This is a genomic window from Rhodococcus sp. NPDC057297, from assembly GCF_042667435.1.
Classification (GTDB): domain Bacteria; phylum Actinomycetota; class Actinomycetes; order Mycobacteriales; family Mycobacteriaceae; genus Rhodococcoides.
Genome location: NZ_JBHUZE010000007.1, coordinates 67,496 through 84,537 on the forward strand (window position 1 = coordinate 67,496; position 17,042 = coordinate 84,537).

Below are 17,042 nucleotides of genomic sequence, written 5' to 3' on the forward strand. Positions count from 1 at the left end.
CAGGTGAACCGACCTGGATCGGTACAGACTACGGTGTCACAACGGCGCTGATCACACCACTGCGAGAGGCAGAGCGGTCGGGTGAACCGGCGACGGAAGGTCGGAGCGACCGGTCAGGAACGCGTCGACGCCGTGCGCTGCGGACCGTCCCTCCGCGATGGCCCAGACCACCAGCGACGCGCCTCGATGAGCGTCGCCGCAGACGAACACGCCGGGAGCGGTGGTCTGCCAGTCGGGTCCACAGGAAACCGAACCGCGACGAGTCAGCGACAGGCCGTAGTCGTCGAGCAGAGGACTGTGCTCGACGCCTTCGAACCCGATCGCGAAGAGCGCGAGGTCGCACGGAAGCTCGACTTCCTCACCGATGGGGGTGATGATCCGTCGACCGTCCGCGTCGCGCTGCACCTCGACCTCGGCGAGGACCATCGCTCGGACGCGGCCGTTCTCGTCACCCAGAAAACGTTGGACGGCAACCTGATGCCGCACCACACCACCCTCGGCGTGGGCCGGTGAGGTACGCAGAACGAGGGGCCACGACGGCCACGGCGACGTGGAGTCGTCCCGAGCATCCGGAAGCGCCTGGTTGTAGTCCAACTGCGTCACCGACGCGGCACCCTGACGGTGCGCCGTGCCGAGACAGTCGGCTCCGGTGTCTCCGCCGCCGATGATGACGACGTGCTTGTCCTTCGCCGAGATGGACGTGGGGCCGTCTCCCTCGCACTCCTTGTTCGACGGCACCAGATGCTCCATGGCCAGATGGATACCGCTCAGACCGCGACCCTCGACCTCGGTGTTGTCCCGCGCACGCAACGCACCGACAGCAAGAACGACGGCATCGAACTTCGCCCGCAACTGCTCGACGGTGAAGTCGATTCCCACCTCGCAGTCGGTGACGAAATGAGTTCCCTCCGCACGCATCTGCATGAGACGCTGATCCAGAACCGACTTCTCCAGCTTGAACTCGGGGATGCCGTACCGAAGCAGACCCCCGAGCCTGTCGTCCCGTTCGTACACGGTGACGTCGTGACCCGCACGGGTCAACTGCTGGGCAGCGGCGAGTCCGGCCGGGCCGGAACCGACCACCGCGACAGTCTTACCCGTGCTGATCGTCGGCGGCTGCGGCACGACGCTGCCTTCGTCCCACGCCAGGTCCGCGATGGTCTGCTCGACGCGCTTGATCGTGACGCTTCCACCGGTCTCGCTCTCCGAGATCGAGAGCACGCACGCAGCCTCGCAGGGCGCAGGACAGACGCGACCGGTGAACTCCGGGAAGTTGTTGGTCGCGTGGAGGCGATCGCTCGCAGCGTCCCAGCGGCCTCGACGCACCAGATCGTTCCACTCCGGAATCAGGTTGCCGAGGGGGCAGCCCGCAGTTCCCGAATGGCAGAACGGAATTCCGCAATCCATGCACCGGCGTGCCTGATCGGAGACCTCGGCGGCTCGCTCGTCGGCAGGCTGGTGCGAGTAGACCTCTTTCCAGTCCTTGACGCGCTCACCGATCGGCCGCTTCGCCGCTTCCTGCTTGACGATGTTCAGAAATCCTCGTGGGTCAGCCACGTGCAGCCTCCATGATTGCTGAGTCGACGTCGCGCCCCTCGGCGCGCGCCATCGATGTCGCTTCCAGCACACGCTGATAGTCGACGGGCATGATCTTGGTGAACAGAGCGGAACGGCGCGGCCAATCCGCGAGCAGCGACGACGCCACTGCGGATCCCGTCCACTTCCGGTGGTTCTCGACGGTGTCCCGCAGCCAGGCGAGATCGTCGGGATCGGGCGTCTGCAGAGACACCATGGCCATGTTGACGTTGCTCTCGTCCAGCCCGAGGACGAAGGCGATACCTCCGGACATACCGGCGGCCATGTTGCGTCCGGTCGGTCCGAGGACGACGACACGGCCACCTGTCATGTACTCGAACGCGTGGTCGCCGACGCCTTCGTTGACCGCGGTCGCGCCGGAATTCCTGACCGCGAACCGCTCCCCCACCCGTCCGCGCAGGAAAACCTCACCCGCAGTGGCGCCATACAGAATGGTGTTGCCGGCGATGACGTTGTCCTCCGCGACGAAGGTGGCATCGGATGACGGCCGGACGACGACGCGGCCGCCCGAAAGCCCCTTCCCGACATAGTCGTTGGCGTCACCGATCAGATCGAGGGTGATCCCGGTGGGAAGGAATGCACCGAGCGACTGACCTGCAGACCCTGTCAGTTCGACGCGCACCGTGTCGTCGGGAAGCCCCGCGCCACCGTACCGGCGGGTGACCTCCGCACCCAACAGAGTGCCGACGGTTCGGTTGACGTTGCGCACCGGCAGTTCCAGTTTCACGGGATGCGCATCCTCGAGTGCACCCTCGGCCAACTGGATCAGGGTTCGGTCGAGCGCGAGATCGAGTCCGTGGTCCTGACCGCGGAGGCGTCGACGCTGTGTCATCGGTGCCCCGTGCTGATCCTTCGGCATGGCGAAAATCGGCGTCAGGTCCAGGCCCTTGCTCTTCCAGTGCGCCACACCGGCGGCCGTCTCCAGAGCATCTGCGTGCCCGACGGCTTCGTCGATGCTGCGGAAACCGAGCTGCGCCAGATACTTGCGCACGTCCTCGGCCACGAACCGGAAGAAGTCCTCCAGGAACTCGGGCTTTCCGGTGAACCGTTTGCGTAGTTCCGGGTTCTGCGTCGCCACGCCCACCGGGCACGTGTCGAGATGACACACACGCATCATGATGCATCCCGACACGATGAGCGGAGCCGTCGAGAATCCGAACTCCTCGGCACCGAGCAGCGCCGCCACGATGACGTCCCTGCCGGTGCGGAGCCCACCGTCGCACTGCACCGTGATTCGGTCGCGGAGTCCGTTGAGTACCAGAGTCTGCTGAGCGTCGGCGAGACCGATCTCCCAGGGAGCGCCCGCGTGTTTGAGCGACGTCAACGGCGCCGCACCCGTGCCGCCGTCGTAGCCCGAGATCAGGACCACGTCGGCGTGCGCCTTGCTCACACCCGTTGCCACGGTGCCCACTCCGACCGAGCTGACGAGTTTGACGTGGACGCGTGCATTCTCGTTGGCGTTCTTGAGATCGTGGATCAGCTGCGCCAAGTCCTCGATGGAGTAGATGTCGTGATGCGGGGGCGGCGAGATGAGACCGACACCGGGCGTCGAGTGACGGGTCTTGGCGACCCACGGATACACCTTGTAGCCGGGCAGTTGCCCACCCTCCCCCGGCTTCGCGCCCTGCGCCATCTTGATCTGGATGTCGCTGGCATTGACCAGATAGTCGCTCGTGACCCCGAAGCGGCCGCTGGCGACCTGCTTGACCGCGCTGCGACGAGACTTGTCGTACAACCGATCCGTGTCCTCGCCGCCCTCACCGGAATTGGAGCGACCGCCGAGGTTGTTCATGGCGACGGCCATGGTCTCGTGTGCTTCGGCGGAGATCGACCCGTAGCTCATCGCCCCGGTGTTGAACCTGGTGACGATCGACTCGGCCGACTCGACCTCGTCCAGCGGAACAGGGGCGCGCAGGCCTTCCTTGAACTCGAACAAACCGCGAAGCGCACCACCTTCCCGCGCAAGCCGGTCCACCTCGCTGCTGTACTTCTGGAACACGTCGTAACGCCCGGTGCGCGTCGCGTGCTGAAGCAGGAACACGGTCTCCGGAGTGAACAGATGCAGCTCGCCCTCGCGACGGAACTGGTATTCACCTCCGATGTCCAGACGGCGGTGAACCCGATCGGTGGGGTTCTCCGGGTAGGCGCGACGGTGCCGCAGCTTGACTTCCTCGGCGAGAACGTCCAAGCCGACACCGCCGAGGGTGCTGACCGTCCCCTTGAAGTACTCGCGGACGACCTCCTTGTCGAGACCGACGGCCTCGAAGACCTGCGCACCGGTGTAGGAGCCGACCGTGGAGATGCCCATCTTCGACATCACCTTGAGCACGCCCTTGCCCAGCCCGTACAGGTAGTTGCGGACCGCGACCGTGGACTCGACACCGGTGAGTTCGCCCTCCGCGACGAGATCCTCGATGGACTCCATGGCCAGATACGGGTTGACCGCCGCCGCACCGAAGCCGATCAACAGAGCAAGGTGATGCACCTCGCGTGCGTCACCGGACTCGACGACGAGAGCGACCTTGGTGCGTTCCTTGGTGCGTACCAGGTGGTGGTGGACTGCAGCCGTGGCCAACAGCGACGGAATGGGCGCGTACGTGTGGTCGGAGTCTCGGTCGGAGATGATGAGCGTTCGGTATCCAGCGGCGATCGCATCGCTGGCACGACGACGCAGATCCTCGATGGCTTCGGCGAGACCCTCGCCGCCGCGCTCGACCTCGTACAGTGCCCGCAGCACGGTCGCCGACAACCCAGGGTGATCGCCGTCGAAGTTGATGTGAATGATCTTGTTCAGCTCGTCGTTGTCCAGCACCGGCCACGGCAGCACGATCTGACGGCACGATGCAGCCGACGGCTCGAGCAAATTCTGCTCCGGGCCCATCACGCGCGTCAGTGATGTGACGATCTCCTCGCGAATGGAATCGAGCGGAGGGTTCGTGACCTGCGCGAACAGTTCGATGAAGTAGTCGTACAGCTGCTTCGACCGCTGCGAGAGTACAGCGGGTGGCGTGTCGGTTCCCATCGATCCCAACGGCTCACCGCCCGACGCGGCCATCGGCGTCAGTACGACGCGCAGGTCTTCCTCGGTGTACCCGAACGCAACCTGCCGACGAACCACCGAGTCGTGGTTGTACTGGATGTGCGCACGATCGGGCAGGCTCTTGATCTCGAGCAGGCCTGCATGCAGCCATTCCTGATAGGGATGCTCCGACGCGAGCTGCAGTTTGATCTCCTCGTCGGGAACGAGACGGCCTGCCTCCGTGTCGATCAGGAACATCTTGCCGGGCTCGAGCCGCCCCTTGGCCACCACCTCGGACTGAGGCACGTCCAGCACACCGGCCTCGCTGGCGAGAATGACCCGACCGTCCTCGGTCTGCCACCACCTGCCCGGACGAAGACCGTTCCGGTCCAGAACGGCCCCGACGTACGCACCATCGGTGAACGTGACGCAGGCAGGCCCGTCCCACGCCTCCATGACCGACGCATGGAACTGGTAGAACGCCCGTACCGCCGGATCCATGTTGCGGTGGTTCTCCCACGGCTCGGGGACCATCATCATGACCACGTGCGGCACACTGCGCCCGCCGAGATGCAGAAGTTCGAGGACCTCGTCGAGAGACACCGAATCCGAACCGTCCGGATTGCAGATCGGATACAGGCGCTCGAGGTCACCGGGAATGAGACTCGACGCCAACATCGCCTCACGGGCGCGCATGCGGTTCCGGTTGCCCTTGACGGTGTTGATCTCACCGTTGTGCGCAACGTACCGATGCGGGTGCGCCAGCGGCCACGACGGAAACGTGTTGGTCGAGAATCGACTGTGCACGATGGCAATTGCGCTCATGCACAGCGGGTCACGAAGATCCGGGAAGAACAACGGCAACTGCATCGTCGTCAGCATGCCTTTGTAGACCATCGTCCGCGAGGACAGCGACGGGAAGAACAGCCCGGTTCCGGCAGCTTCGATCTCCGGTGTCACCCGCTCGGCCCGCTTCCGCAAGCCGTAGACCAGACGATCCAGGGCCACGCCCGACGGCCTGACGCCGTTCACCTCGGGAGCCGTCACGAACAGATACGTCATGTGCGGCATACAGCCCAGTGCCGTCACACCGATGTCGGCCTTGTCCGGATCGATCTCGACCTCGCTCCACCCGAGGACCGACAGACCCTCCTCGGTAGCAATCGCTTCGACCCGAGCCACGGCGGCAGCCCGCTCACGTACTCCTTGCGGCAGAAAGCACATACCGGCGGCAAACGTGTTCGCGCCGTCGGCGGCGGCGTCGGGCAACGGGAAGTTGGCGAGGGAGGCCAACAGTTCGACCGGAAGCTGAATCAGAATGCCTGCGCCGTCACCGCTGTTCGGCTCGGCGCCCGCAGCACCCCGATGCTCCAGATTCTCCAGTGCGAGAACACCGTCGGCGACGATGCTGTGAGAGCGGCGACCCGCGATGTCCGCGATCATCGCGACGCCGCAGGAATCCTTCTCGCGAGACGGGTCGTACAGTCCCTGCTCCGCCGGCAACTGTGAGAACAGCAAATCCGCCACCTCCCTCTCGGCCAGGGAGGCACCGCAGAGCGAACGGCACTCGAAACATCACGGCGCCGTCTCGTTCTCCTCGGCAACTCCGCTAGCGATCAGCTCCGACACGATTCTAGGCTCGTGGGAACTCTTGTTTCACTGAACGGGTCTACCGGGACAACTCTGGCCCGCGAAGGAATTCGGCCTCAGCACCGAATGCCTGGAGCTTACCGTAGCTCTTGACAAACACCGAAACCACAGGCCGACTACCTCCAACCCGCAGGCAGCCACCGGAGAACGGTGCCGGCGGACTCAGTCCCGCAGCGGGCGCCCGTTCTGATCGCGCACGTTGCCGGTGAGCATCATGATCCCGTCGATCAATGGCCAGATGCCGCCGATACCGCACGTCAACCACGTCACCGCGATCTGCGCGACGGCCATGCCGGGCTGATTCAGATAGAACCGTCCGGCGCCGAACGGACCGAGGAGAATGCCGAGCACGCCGCCGGTCACCTTCGACTTGTCGGACAGCGGCTCACCCGTCACCGGATGACGGCCGTAGGGTGCGGCCGGATCCACACCGTACGGCCCCACGGCATACGCAGGTGGCGCTGGATAACCGGGCGGCGGGCCGTAACTCTGCGGAGCAGAGTAACCCTGTTGTGGACCGTAACCCTGTTGTGGACCCAAGCCCTGCTGCGGACCGTAGCCCTGGGATCCGCCATAACCCTGCTGCGGACCATAGCCCTGGGATTCGCCGTAGCCCTGGGATTCGCCGTAACCCTGGGATCCGCTGTAGCCCTGGGATCCGCTGTAACCCTGTCCGTCGTACGGGCCCGGTTGCGGATAATTCGGATCCGGCGGGCCGTACACGGGGCCGCCAGGTGCGCCGAATGCAGTCGTCGGTGAATCCGCTTGGTACGACGGGTAACCCTGAGAATCGGGGGTGTGAGCAGCCGTCGGATCGCCGGCCGCGGACGCGCGCTTGCCCAGATCGACCGTCGGCTGCGGTGTGGTGTCCGGAGTGCTGGGCGGCGGGTAACTCGGACTCTCGCCCCAACCCGGACCGTTTCCGACCCCGGAGTGGACGTCCCATCCTGGGCCGGACCCGGAACCCGAGCCGACGGCTCCGGTCACCGGGCCTGCCTCCGAGGTAGCAGGGGGTTCGGACAGCGACGCCTCGGCGGTTGCGTCGTAATCGAACGCCGAGGCGAATTCGGGCCGCGACTCGGTGCCGTCGGAGGAGCTACCGGAACCGGGTTCTTGATTCTTGTCGGACTCGCTCACCGGTCACTCCTTGTTCGAGGTGGACTGTGCATCGGTCCCCGACGATGCACTGTCGTCGGATTCGGCGGCGGCAGCATGGTCGCCGGAGCGCTCGTCGTCCACTGGATCGTTGCCGTCCGGACGATCGTTTCCGACGGATCGAAGCGATGCCGGATCTTCTCGGCCCTTGGTCGCGAGGACGAAATACAGCACAGCGAGCACGAACACGATGGCCGACGTGAAGCTGTTGATCCGGATGCCCGCGATGTGGGTTGCGTAGTCGTCGCGCATGAGCTCGACCCAGAACCGGCCTGCGCAGTACCCCGCAACGTAGAGGGCGAAAAGTCGACCGTGGCCGATCGAGAACCTGCGGTCCGCGACGACCAGCAGGGCCACGACGGCGAGGCTCCACAGAAGCTCGTACAGGAACGTGGGATGGACGATCTTCTCCACGACGCCCGTCGAGACTCCGGTCAGCTGATCGATCCGCCCCGAGTCGTTCACGCGCTCGTAGATCTCGAGTCCCCACGGCACCGTGGTGTCGCGGCCGTACAGTTCCTGGTTGAAATAGTTTCCGATACGACCGATGGCCTGAGCCAACAGAATCGGGGGACCCACGGCGTCACCGAACGCGGGCAGCGGAATTCCTCGTCGCCTGCACGCGATCCATGCTCCGACGCCGCCGAGGAGTACCGCCCCCCAGATTCCCAGGCCGCCCTCCCACACCTTCAGCGCGCGCACCGGATCGCCACCGGGCCCGAAATATGTGCTCCAGTCGGTCGCCACGTGATAGAGCCGCCCGCCCAGCAGACCGAACGGCACTGCCCACACGGCGACGTCGAGAACCGTGCCCTTCGTGCCTCCGCGAGCGACCCACCGGCGATCGCCCCACACGATGGCGACGACGATCCCGACGATGATGAACAGTGCGTAAGCACGCAGAGCAAGAGGCCCGACGTACCAGACGCCCTGGGGAGGGCTCGGAATGTACGCGAGTACTGCAGACGACGCGTAGCTGCCGGACATCACGACGCCACGTTAGCGGATCGGACGCCCTCAGCGAGTTCCGACGTGAGCTCGGCAACCGCGTCCACACCGCGGTCCACGGCACTGACGAGCGCGGATCCGACGATGACCGCGTCCGCGAACTGCGCGATCTCCGCAGCCTGCGCACCCGACCGGACTCCGAGGCCCACACCCACAGGAATGTCCGAGTGCTTACGAATACGAGCCGTCAACTCGGGCGCCGCCGAGGACACGGCGTCACGCGCGCCGGTGACACCCATCGTCGACGCCGCGTAGACGAAGCCGCGACTTGCCGCGACGGTGCTGGCGATGCGCTCCTCCGTGGACGACGGCGCGACGAGGAAGATGCGGTCGAGATCGTATTTGTCCGACGCCTCGATCCACTCCTCGGCCTCGTCGGGAATCAAATCGGGTGTGATGATGCCCAGTCCACCTGCAGCGGCGAGATCACGAGCGAAAGCGTCGATCCCGTAGCGCATCACCAGGTTCCAGTAGGTCATGACAACGGCCTTGCCGCCTGCGGCGGACACCTTCTCCACGACGGTGAACACGTCGCGCACCCGTGCACCCGCACGCAGCGCCGTGTCGGCTGCGGCCTGGATCGTCGGTCCGTCCATCACCGGATCCGAGTACGGGATTCCGACCTCGACGATGTCACAGCCGGCCGAGACCATCGTCTCGAAGACCGCGATCGACTCGGGAACCGTCGGGAATCCTGCAGGCAGATACCCGACGAGGGCAGCGCGATTCTCCGATCGGCACTGCGCAAACGTGTCCGCAAGCCTCGAACGTCGTTCGGTCATGCTTTCTCGCCCTTCTCGCCGTCTACTTCTGCATCCCCGTCACCGTCGACGAGGCCGAACCACTCCGCCGCGGTGTCGACATCCTTGTCGCCGCGACCGGACAGGTTGACCAGGACGATGGCGCCCTCGCCGAGTTCCTTGCCCAGCTTCAACGCTCCGGCCACCGCGTGCGCGGACTCGATGGCAGGGATGATTCCTTCGGTACGACTCAGGAGCCGGAACGCATTCATCGCCTCGGTATCGGTGATGCCGCGGTACTCGGCACGGCCGATGTCGTTGAGGTACGAATGCTCCGGACCGACACCCGGATAGTCCAGCCCGGCCGAGATGGAGTGCGACTCGATGGTCTGGCCGTCCTCGTCCTGCAACAGGTACGAGTAGGTGCCGTGCAACGTGCCGGGCGAACCACCACTGATCGTTGCGGCGTGCCTGCCCGTCTCCACACCGTCGCCCGCCGCTTCGAATCCGATCAGCCGCACCGACGGATCGTCGATAAAGGCATGGAAGATGCCGATGGCGTTCGATCCGCCACCGACGCAGGCCGCGATGGCGTCGGGCAGCCGCCCGGTGGACGCTTGAACCTGCTGCCGCGCTTCGAGTCCGATGATGCGCTGGAAGTCGCGCACCATCGCTGGGAAGGGATGCGGTCCGGCGACGGTGCCGAAGCAGTAGTACGTGTTGTCCGCGTGGGCAACCCAGTCCCGCAGCGCCTCGTTGATCGCGTCCTTCAGCGTGCGAGACCCTGACTTGACCGCGACGACCGAGGATCCGAGCAACCGCATGCGGGCGACGTTCAGCGCCTGACGCTCGGTGTCGACCTCGCCCATGTACACGACGCATTCGAGACCGAGCAGAGCGCACGCGGTTGCCGTTGCGACACCGTGTTGTCCCGCACCGGTTTCCGCGATGACACGCGTCTTGCCCATGCGCTTGGCCAGGAGAACCTGACCGAGCACATTGTTGATCTTGTGAGATCCGGTGTGGTTGAGGTCCTCTCGCTTGAGGAGGATGCGTGCGCCGCCTGCGTGCTCGGACAGACGGGTCGCCTCGAAGACAGGTGACGGACGCCCCGTGTAATCACGCTGGAGTCGATCGAGCTCGCCGAGAAACTCGTTGTCCGAGCGAACCTTGTCGTACTCGGCCGTGACCTCTTCGATGACACCCATGAGCGCCTCGGGCACGAACCGGCCACCATAGACGCCGAAGTGCCCACCTACGTCGGGATCGTGTTGGCTACGGTCGGTCAGCCCCAGACTGCTCTGAGGTAGATCGCCGCCCTTGAAACCGGGGTTCGTCTGCGCGCTGCTCACCCGAACAGTCTGCCCCAGCGGTCGACAGCAGCGACCATCGGGGCAGGATCGATCGGAAGCCGGACGGGCCTGTCAGCGAGCGGGGCGAGGGCAGGACGGGTGTGTGCCCGCGGTGACGAGATCCGACACGGCCGTACGGGGATCGCCGCTGGTGACCAGACCTTCTCCGACCAGAACGGCGTCCGCTCCTGCGCCTGCATAGGCCAGAAGGTCAGCAGTTCCACGCACTCCGGACTCCGCGACACGGATTACCTCACTGGGCAGCCCAGGAGCGATGCGACCGAAGCTGTCACGGTCGATTTCCAGCGTCTTCAAGTTGCGGGCGTTGATCCCGATCACGCGGGCACCCGCCTCGAGCGCTCTGTCGGCTTCGGCTTCGGTGTGAACCTCGACGAGCGCGGTCATTCCGAGCGACTCCGTGCGATCGAGCAACGACACGAGGGCGTCCTGCTCCAGCGCCGCGACGATCAGCAGAATCACGTCGGCACCGTGCGCCCGCGCCTCGTGAATCTGGTACGGACCGACGATGAAGTCCTTGCGCAACACCGGGATACTCACGGCCTTGCGTACTGCGTCCAAGTCCGCGAGCGAACCGTGGAACCGTCGTTCCTCCGTGAGCACGCTGATGATGCGTGCTCCACCCTGCTCGTAGGCCTGGGCGAGTGTGGCGGGATCACCGATCTCGGCAAGCGCGCCCTTCGACGGACTTGCCCGCTTGACCTCGGCGATGACACCGATTCCGTCCTCGTGCAGCGCTGCCGTCGCGTTCAGCGGTGCGGATGCTTTCGCCGCTGCCGCCTTCACCGTCGCGAAGTCGACTACCGACTCCCGGGCAGCGACATCGGCTCGCACACCGTCCAGAATCGAATCGAGAACAGTCATGGTGACCCGAGTCCTTTCCCATCGATGACCTGATGTGAGAAAACTCATTTCAGGCCTGCCCTAGCGTAGTCGGCAGCTTCAGTCTTCTTTTCTCCGGGTGCCCGACGGGTCGGTGGGGTCCTCACCGGCGTCGAGTGCGTCCCACAGCATTCGTTCCGTCAAGTCCTCCCCCTCGTCGTTCGAAGCGGCCCGGTCCGTGGCCGACGATGCTGCCGCTGATGCTCGTCGTGCCACTTCCTCACGACGCGCAGCGGGTGCGTCGTATTTCGAAGACAGTACCTTCCGTGCGGTCGGTTTCCTAAGCAGCATGACCGCGGCGAGCGCTGCGCACAGTGCGCCCACCAGTGCGACGACCGCGGGCAACGTGAACGCCTCCGCGCCGACCACGTCCGCACGCCCAGGGAGTTCGGCCAGATCCGCAGCCCTCGCCTCCGATACGTCCGAGACCAGAGCTTGCACTGCGGGAACCCCTGCCCCGACCGCCACGAGCCCCACGAGAACCGCGAGAACCCGAGAAGCCCACCCGCGCACCGCGAACGACGCGGCAACCGCAGCCACCAACGCCAGAGCCAACGGAGTCGATGCCGCTGCCCACGTGCTTCCGAGAAGATCCGTCGCCCGGTCCTCCCCGAGCCCGTCGGACGAGATCACGTGAACCCACGTCATCCGGGAACTCCCCCACAGGCACAGCGCCCCGATCAGCATCGCGACGACGGGGATCGCCGCGGCTCTCGATTTCGCGGGCCGATCGGTGCCCGACGCCGCAGCGGCCGTCACTTCTCGTTCCCGCCCACCACATCGCTGCCCACGGCTCGGAGGGATTCAGCCGCGGCAACGGCGCCCAGAACCGCCATCGCCTTGTTCCGTGCTTCGGTGTCCTCGTACTCTGCGACCGAGTCCGCGACCACACCCGCTCCTGCCTGTACATAGGCCGTGCCGTCCTTCATCAGGGCGGTGCGAATGGCGATCGCAGTGTCGGCGTCACCGGAGAAGTCCAAGTATCCGACGATCCCGCCGTACACACCTCGCCGCGTCGGTTCGAGTTCGTCGATCAACTCCATGGCGCGTACCTTCGGCGCACCGGACAGCGTTCCTGCCGGGAAGCACGCCTTGACTGCGTCGAGTGCCTGTTTGCCTTCGGCCAGATGTCCCGAGACGACGGATACCAGATGCATGACGTGGCTGTATCGCTCGATGTGGCGATAGTCGTGCACTCGCACGGTTCCCGGCGTGCACACGCGACCCAAGTCGTTTCGACCGAGGTCGACCAGCATCAGATGCTCGGCGTTCTCCTTCTCGTCCGCCAGGAGGTCCTTCTCGAGGAGTATGTCCTCCTCCTCGGACTCTCCTCGCCACCTCGTACCGGCGATCGGGTGAGTCGTGGCGACACCGTCGACGACGGTCACGAGAGCTTCGGGGCTGGATCCGACGATCGAGAACGCGGTCTCGCCGTCCTCTCCCGGCACGTGCAGCAGGTACATGTACGGGCTGGGATTCGACGCTCGCAGCATCCGATACACGTCGAGCGGAGTGGCGTCGGTGTCCATCTCGAATCGCTGCGACAGCACCACCTGGAAGGCTTCGCCCGCCTCGATTTCCTTCACGAGCCGGTCGACGTCCCGTCCGAATCCTTCGGACGTGCGCTGACGACGGTAGTCCGGCTTGGGTCGGCTCACCGTCGACACGGTCGAGGGTGCGGGCGCCGCGAGATCCGCGCACATCCGGTCCAGTCTGCTGACCGCGTCGTCGTACGCTTCGTCGACGCGATCGTCCGTGCCGTCCCAGTTCACCGCGTTGGCGATGAGAGTGATCGCGCCTTCGTGGTGATCGACGGCCGCGAGATCGGTTGCCAGCAGCATCACCATCTCCGGCACCTGCAGATCGTCCTGGGCGTGCTCCGGCAACTTTTCGATACGCCGAACAGCGTCGTACCCCATGTAGCCGACCATGCCGCCCGTCAATGGCGGCAGATCGGGAAGCCGTTCCGAGCGCAGCAGTTCGAGCGTCCGTCCCAGAACGTCCAGCGGGTTGCCACCGGTCGGAACACCCGCGGGGACGTTGCCGCGCCACACCGCTTCACCGTCGGCCGTCGTCAACGCTGCCGGTGTTCCAGCACCGATGAACGACCACCGTGACCAGGACCGGCCGTTCTCGGCGGACTCGAACAGAAACGTGCCCGGCCGGTCGCCACCGAGCTTGCGGTAGGCGGACAGTGGGGTCTCCGAGTCCGCGAGAACCTTGCGCACCACCGGCACCACTCGGTGCTCGGCTGCGAGCGCCCGAAAGACCTCGCGACTGGTTGTCGATTCCGCGTCCGGATCGGAGTGGACGCCGGGCAGGGTGGTGGTCTCGCCATGCATGCGTCCATCCTCCCAGGTGCCCGATGGACGGTGCGGTGCGCGGTGGTCTTCGAACTTACCGAGCGGTAGCGTCGCAGGAATGAAACCAGGAGATCGTGTAGAGAACTTCACGTTGCCGGACCAGAGCGGAACCCCGCAATCGCTCGACACGCTGCTGCAGAACGGGCCCGTGGTGCTGTTCTTCTACCCCGGCGCCCTCACGCCGGGCTGCACCGTCGAAGCCTGCCACTTCCGCGACCTCGCGGCCGAGTTCGCCGAGGCGGGTGCTACTCGCGTGGGAATCAGCACCGATGCAATTGCCAAGCAGGCCGAGTTCGCCGACGTGAAGTCCTTCGACTATCCGTTGCTGTCGGACGAGTCCGGCGCCGTCGCCACGCAGTTCGGGGTGCGACGCGGTCTGCTCGGCAAGCTGTCCCCGGTCAAGCGGGCCACGTTCGTCATCGACACGGACCGGACCGTACTCGATGTCTTCACCAGTGAATTCAGGTTCGAGGCACACGCCGACCACGCGCTGGAGTTCGTGCGAAACCGCTCGAAGGCATAGCTTCCGCACGGGGCGATAACGTGAACCTTCAATCGAGTGAAACACTGTGTTGACTACAACCAACTGTTCGCTCGAAAGAAGGGTTGCCCCGCGATGGCCGAGTCGGTAGACCACTCCGAACCACGCTGGCTCACCGACAGCCAACAAGAGGCCTGGCGCTCCGTGGTCGCAATCATCACCCGGCTCCCGGCTGCTCTGGACACCCAGCTCCAGCGTGACTCCTCGCTGACACACTTCGACTACTTCGTGCTGTCCGTGCTGTCCGAGGACCCGAACCGGAGAATCCAGCTGCGCGACCTCGCCAAGTTCGCCAACGCGTCTCTGTCGAGACTGTCCCACGTGGTGACCAAGCTCGAGAAGATCGGCTGGGTACGTCGCGAGAGCATCGAGGGCTCACGAGGCAGCTACGCAGTCCTCACGGACGCGGGAATGGACAAAGTCGTCGAATCGGCACCGGGCCATGTCGCCACCGTCCAAGCCCTGCTGTTCGAAGGACTCGACGACGACCAGGTCGCGGCGCTCGGCCGTCTCAGTGCCACCATCGTCACCCAACTCGACAAAGGAATTGCCGAAGGCACAGGCAAAGCCTGATGAGGGGAATTGCCGAAGGCACAGGCAAAGCCTGATGAGGGGAATTGCCGAAGGCACAGGCAAAGCCTGATGAGGGGAGCCGAAGGCACAGGCAAAGCCTGAGAGCTCTAGCTCAACAGCACATCGGCATCGAAGCAGGTGTGGTCGCCGGTGTGACAGGCTCCGCCTTCTTGATCGACGACGAGGAGGATCGTGTCTCCGTCACAGTCGAGTCGAACTTCGTGGACGTACTGCGTGTGGCCGGACGTCTCGCCCTTCACCCAGTACTCCTGCCGCGAGCGCGAGTAGTAGGTTCCCTTGCGCGTTTCCAGCGTCCGAGCCAGGGCTTCGTCGTCCATCCAGGCGACCATCAGAACGTCACCGGATGACTTCTCCTGAGCTACGGCGCTGACGAGACCCGCCTCGTTGCGCTTGAGGCGTGCCGCGATGGCGGGATCGAGACTCATGACAACCGTTATACCTTTCGAACGTTATAGGTCTCGAATCGGCAGCGACACCCGCGGCACGACCGAAGGGTGTGTCACCTGACGACGATGCCGTCGCTGCGCATTGCGTCCTTGACCTGGGAGATCGTGAGATCACCGAAGTGGAAGACACTGGCCGCGAGGACTGCGTCCGCGCCTGCCTCGACCGCGGGGGGAAAGTGCTCGACCAGTCCTGCTCCGCCGCTGGCGATCACGGGCACGTGCACAGCTGCACGAACCGCTGCGATCATCGGCAGATCGAAGCCTGCCTTGGTTCCGTCCGCGTCCATCGAGTTCAGCAGAATTTCGCCGACACCCAGCTCGGCACCGCGAACTGCCCACTCGACAGCGTCGATGCCTGTGCCGCGCTTTCCACCGTGCGTCGTCACTTCCCACCCCGACGGTGTGTTCTGCCCGCCGGTCGGCACGGTCCTCGCGTCCACCGACAGCACGATGCACTGCGATCCGAACCGTTCGCTCAGTTCACGGAGAAGCTCCGGGCGCGCGATGGCGGCAGTGTTCACGCTCACCTTGTCCGCGCCTGCACGCAGCAGCCTGTCGACGTCCGCGACGGTGCGCACTCCCCCGCCGACGGTCAGCGGAATGAACACCTGCTCCGCGGTTCGGCTGACGACGTCGAGCATCGTTGCGCGGTCCGATGTGGACGCGGTGACGTCCAGGAACGTCAACTCGTCGGCACCTTGGGCGTCGTAGGCCGCCGCGAGTTCCACGGGATCGCCTGCGTCGCGCAGGTTCTCGAAGTTCACGCCTTTCACGACGCGGCCTGCGTCGACATCGAGGCACGGGATGACTCGTACTGCGACGCTCATCGCACTCGTCCTTCCAGGAAATCGGCGGGATCGCCGAGGTCGGTGATGACCTTCAGCAGTTCGTCGTGTGCTCCGGGAGAGGCGGCGAGCACCGACGTCGAATCGACGGTCCACGGCTCACCCGCCAGGTCGGTGACCACACCGCCTGCTGCCTGGACCAGCAGCGCGCCCGCCGCGTTGTCCCACGCACGGTGGCCGAACACGACGCATCCGCCGAGCACTCCGCTCGCCGTGTAGGCGAGGTCGACGCCGGTGGCACCGTGCATGCGCAAGCGCGAGGACACCTTCGACAGCTCTTCGAGGATTCGCACCCGGTACAGGCCTGGCGTGCGGCCTCGGCTGGCGATGTTGAACGCACCGAACCCGATCATCGAATCCGACAGTGCGCGACTGTCCAGTCTCGGCAATGCCTCACCGTTCAGGTGCACCTGCCCACCGGCTGCCGCTGTGAACCGATGCCCGACGAGCGGGAGCCAGGTCAACCCGAGCACCGGCACGCCGTCGTGCAGCAACGCCAACAACGTTCCGGCCGAGGGCAATCCGGCCGAGTAGTTGAACGTCCCGTCGATGGGATCGAGGACCCACACCGTGCCCGTACTCAGATCCGGCCCGCCGAACTCCTCACCGTGAACCGCAATTCCGGTGTGCTCGAACAGTTCTGCGGACAACCGCTTCTCCAGTTCGAGATCCACCGCGGTCGCGAAGTCGTCCGGCCCCTTCTGCACCGCGCTCGGAGCACCGACGCCCGCGACGAAGCGGTCGTGGGTACCGTCGAGCAATCGACCGGCGATCTCCAGCAACCGTTGCGGGTCCTCGGGCAGGCTCATCGATGAAATGTCTCTCGTCTTCCG

The 17,042-nt window shown here is 65.3% G+C and carries 14 protein-coding genes; 2 read left to right on the forward strand and 12 right to left on the reverse strand.

What is annotated here, in order from left to right:
• Window positions 1-51: 51 nt before the first annotated feature.
• From ACFULT_RS19610 to ACFULT_RS19650, 9 genes are all read right to left on the reverse strand, one after another.
• Entirely contained in the window at window positions 52-1,557 is a 1,506-nt protein-coding gene (locus ACFULT_RS19610) for a glutamate synthase subunit beta (protein WP_037107701.1), read from the reverse strand.
• Window positions 1,550-6,133, reverse strand: a complete 4,584-nt coding sequence (gene gltB / locus ACFULT_RS19615) for a glutamate synthase large subunit (RefSeq protein ID WP_378482269.1) — start codon at window positions 6,131-6,133, stop codon at window positions 1,550-1,552. The genes ACFULT_RS19610 and gltB overlap by 8 nt, the downstream gene beginning before the upstream one ends.
• 294 nt (window positions 6,134-6,427) lie before the next feature.
• Complete coding sequence (locus ACFULT_RS19620) at window positions 6,428-7,402, reverse strand: TM2 domain-containing protein (RefSeq protein WP_378482192.1); 975 nt, start codon at window positions 7,400-7,402, stop codon at window positions 6,428-6,430.
• 3 nt (window positions 7,403-7,405) lie between these two features.
• On the reverse strand, window positions 7,406-8,407 hold the full coding sequence (lgt, locus tag ACFULT_RS19625) for a prolipoprotein diacylglyceryl transferase (RefSeq protein WP_378482270.1): 1,002 nt from the start codon (window positions 8,405-8,407) through the stop codon (window positions 7,406-7,408).
• Window positions 8,407-9,210 carry a tryptophan synthase subunit alpha gene (gene trpA / locus ACFULT_RS19630; protein ID WP_037107695.1) on the reverse strand — a complete coding sequence of 268 codons (804 nt, stop codon included), beginning with the start codon at window positions 9,208-9,210 and terminating at the stop codon, window positions 8,407-8,409. The genes lgt and trpA overlap by 1 nt, the downstream gene beginning before the upstream one ends.
• Window positions 9,207-10,520 carry a tryptophan synthase subunit beta gene (trpB, locus tag ACFULT_RS19635; RefSeq protein WP_037107692.1) on the reverse strand — a complete coding sequence of 438 codons (1,314 nt, stop codon included), beginning with the start codon at window positions 10,518-10,520 and terminating at the stop codon, window positions 9,207-9,209. The genes trpA and trpB overlap by 4 nt, the downstream gene beginning before the upstream one ends.
• Window positions 10,521-10,592: 72 nt before the next feature.
• Complete coding sequence (gene trpC, locus ACFULT_RS19640) at window positions 10,593-11,402, reverse strand: indole-3-glycerol phosphate synthase TrpC (protein WP_037107691.1); 810 nt, start codon at window positions 11,400-11,402, stop codon at window positions 10,593-10,595.
• Window positions 11,403-11,480: 78 nt separating this feature from the next.
• Window positions 11,481-12,179: a TIGR02234 family membrane protein gene (locus ACFULT_RS19645; protein ID WP_378482193.1), complete on the reverse strand. Its 699-nt coding sequence runs from the start codon at window positions 12,177-12,179 to the stop codon at window positions 11,481-11,483.
• Window positions 12,176-13,762, reverse strand: coding sequence for an anthranilate synthase component I (locus tag ACFULT_RS19650; RefSeq protein ID WP_378482194.1), 1,587 nt, complete (start codon window positions 13,760-13,762; stop codon window positions 12,176-12,178). Before ACFULT_RS19650 ends, ACFULT_RS19645 begins: the two co-directional genes overlap by 4 nt.
• Before the next feature lie 79 nt (window positions 13,763-13,841).
• On the opposite strand from ACFULT_RS19650, the gene ACFULT_RS19655 reads away from it, so the two are divergent.
• Together ACFULT_RS19655 and ACFULT_RS19660 are read left to right on the forward strand one after the other, a co-directional pair.
• Window positions 13,842-14,306 (forward strand): peroxiredoxin, encoded by a 465-nt coding sequence (locus ACFULT_RS19655; protein WP_037107683.1) that lies wholly within the window; start codon window positions 13,842-13,844, stop codon window positions 14,304-14,306.
• A 93-nt stretch (window positions 14,307-14,399) separates the two neighbouring features.
• Window positions 14,400-14,897, forward strand: coding sequence for a MarR family winged helix-turn-helix transcriptional regulator (locus ACFULT_RS19660; protein WP_037107681.1), 498 nt, complete (start codon window positions 14,400-14,402; stop codon window positions 14,895-14,897).
• Between the two features lie 107 nt (window positions 14,898-15,004).
• Here ACFULT_RS19660 and hisI read toward each other — a convergent pair whose 3' ends face one another.
• The 3 genes from hisI to ACFULT_RS19675 form a co-directional block, all read right to left on the reverse strand.
• A complete protein-coding gene (gene hisI / locus ACFULT_RS19665) occupies window positions 15,005-15,343 on the reverse strand; it encodes a phosphoribosyl-AMP cyclohydrolase (protein ID WP_037107678.1) in 339 nt (112 codons plus the stop codon).
• A 74-nt stretch (window positions 15,344-15,417) separates the two neighbouring features.
• Window positions 15,418-16,191, reverse strand: a complete 774-nt coding sequence (gene hisF / locus ACFULT_RS19670; protein WP_037107675.1) for an imidazole glycerol phosphate synthase subunit HisF — start codon at window positions 16,189-16,191, stop codon at window positions 15,418-15,420.
• Window positions 16,188-17,018: an inositol monophosphatase family protein gene (locus tag ACFULT_RS19675; RefSeq protein WP_378482195.1), complete on the reverse strand. Its 831-nt coding sequence runs from the start codon at window positions 17,016-17,018 to the stop codon at window positions 16,188-16,190. Before ACFULT_RS19675 ends, hisF begins: the two co-directional genes overlap by 4 nt.
• Window positions 17,019-17,042: the final 24 nt, after the last annotated feature.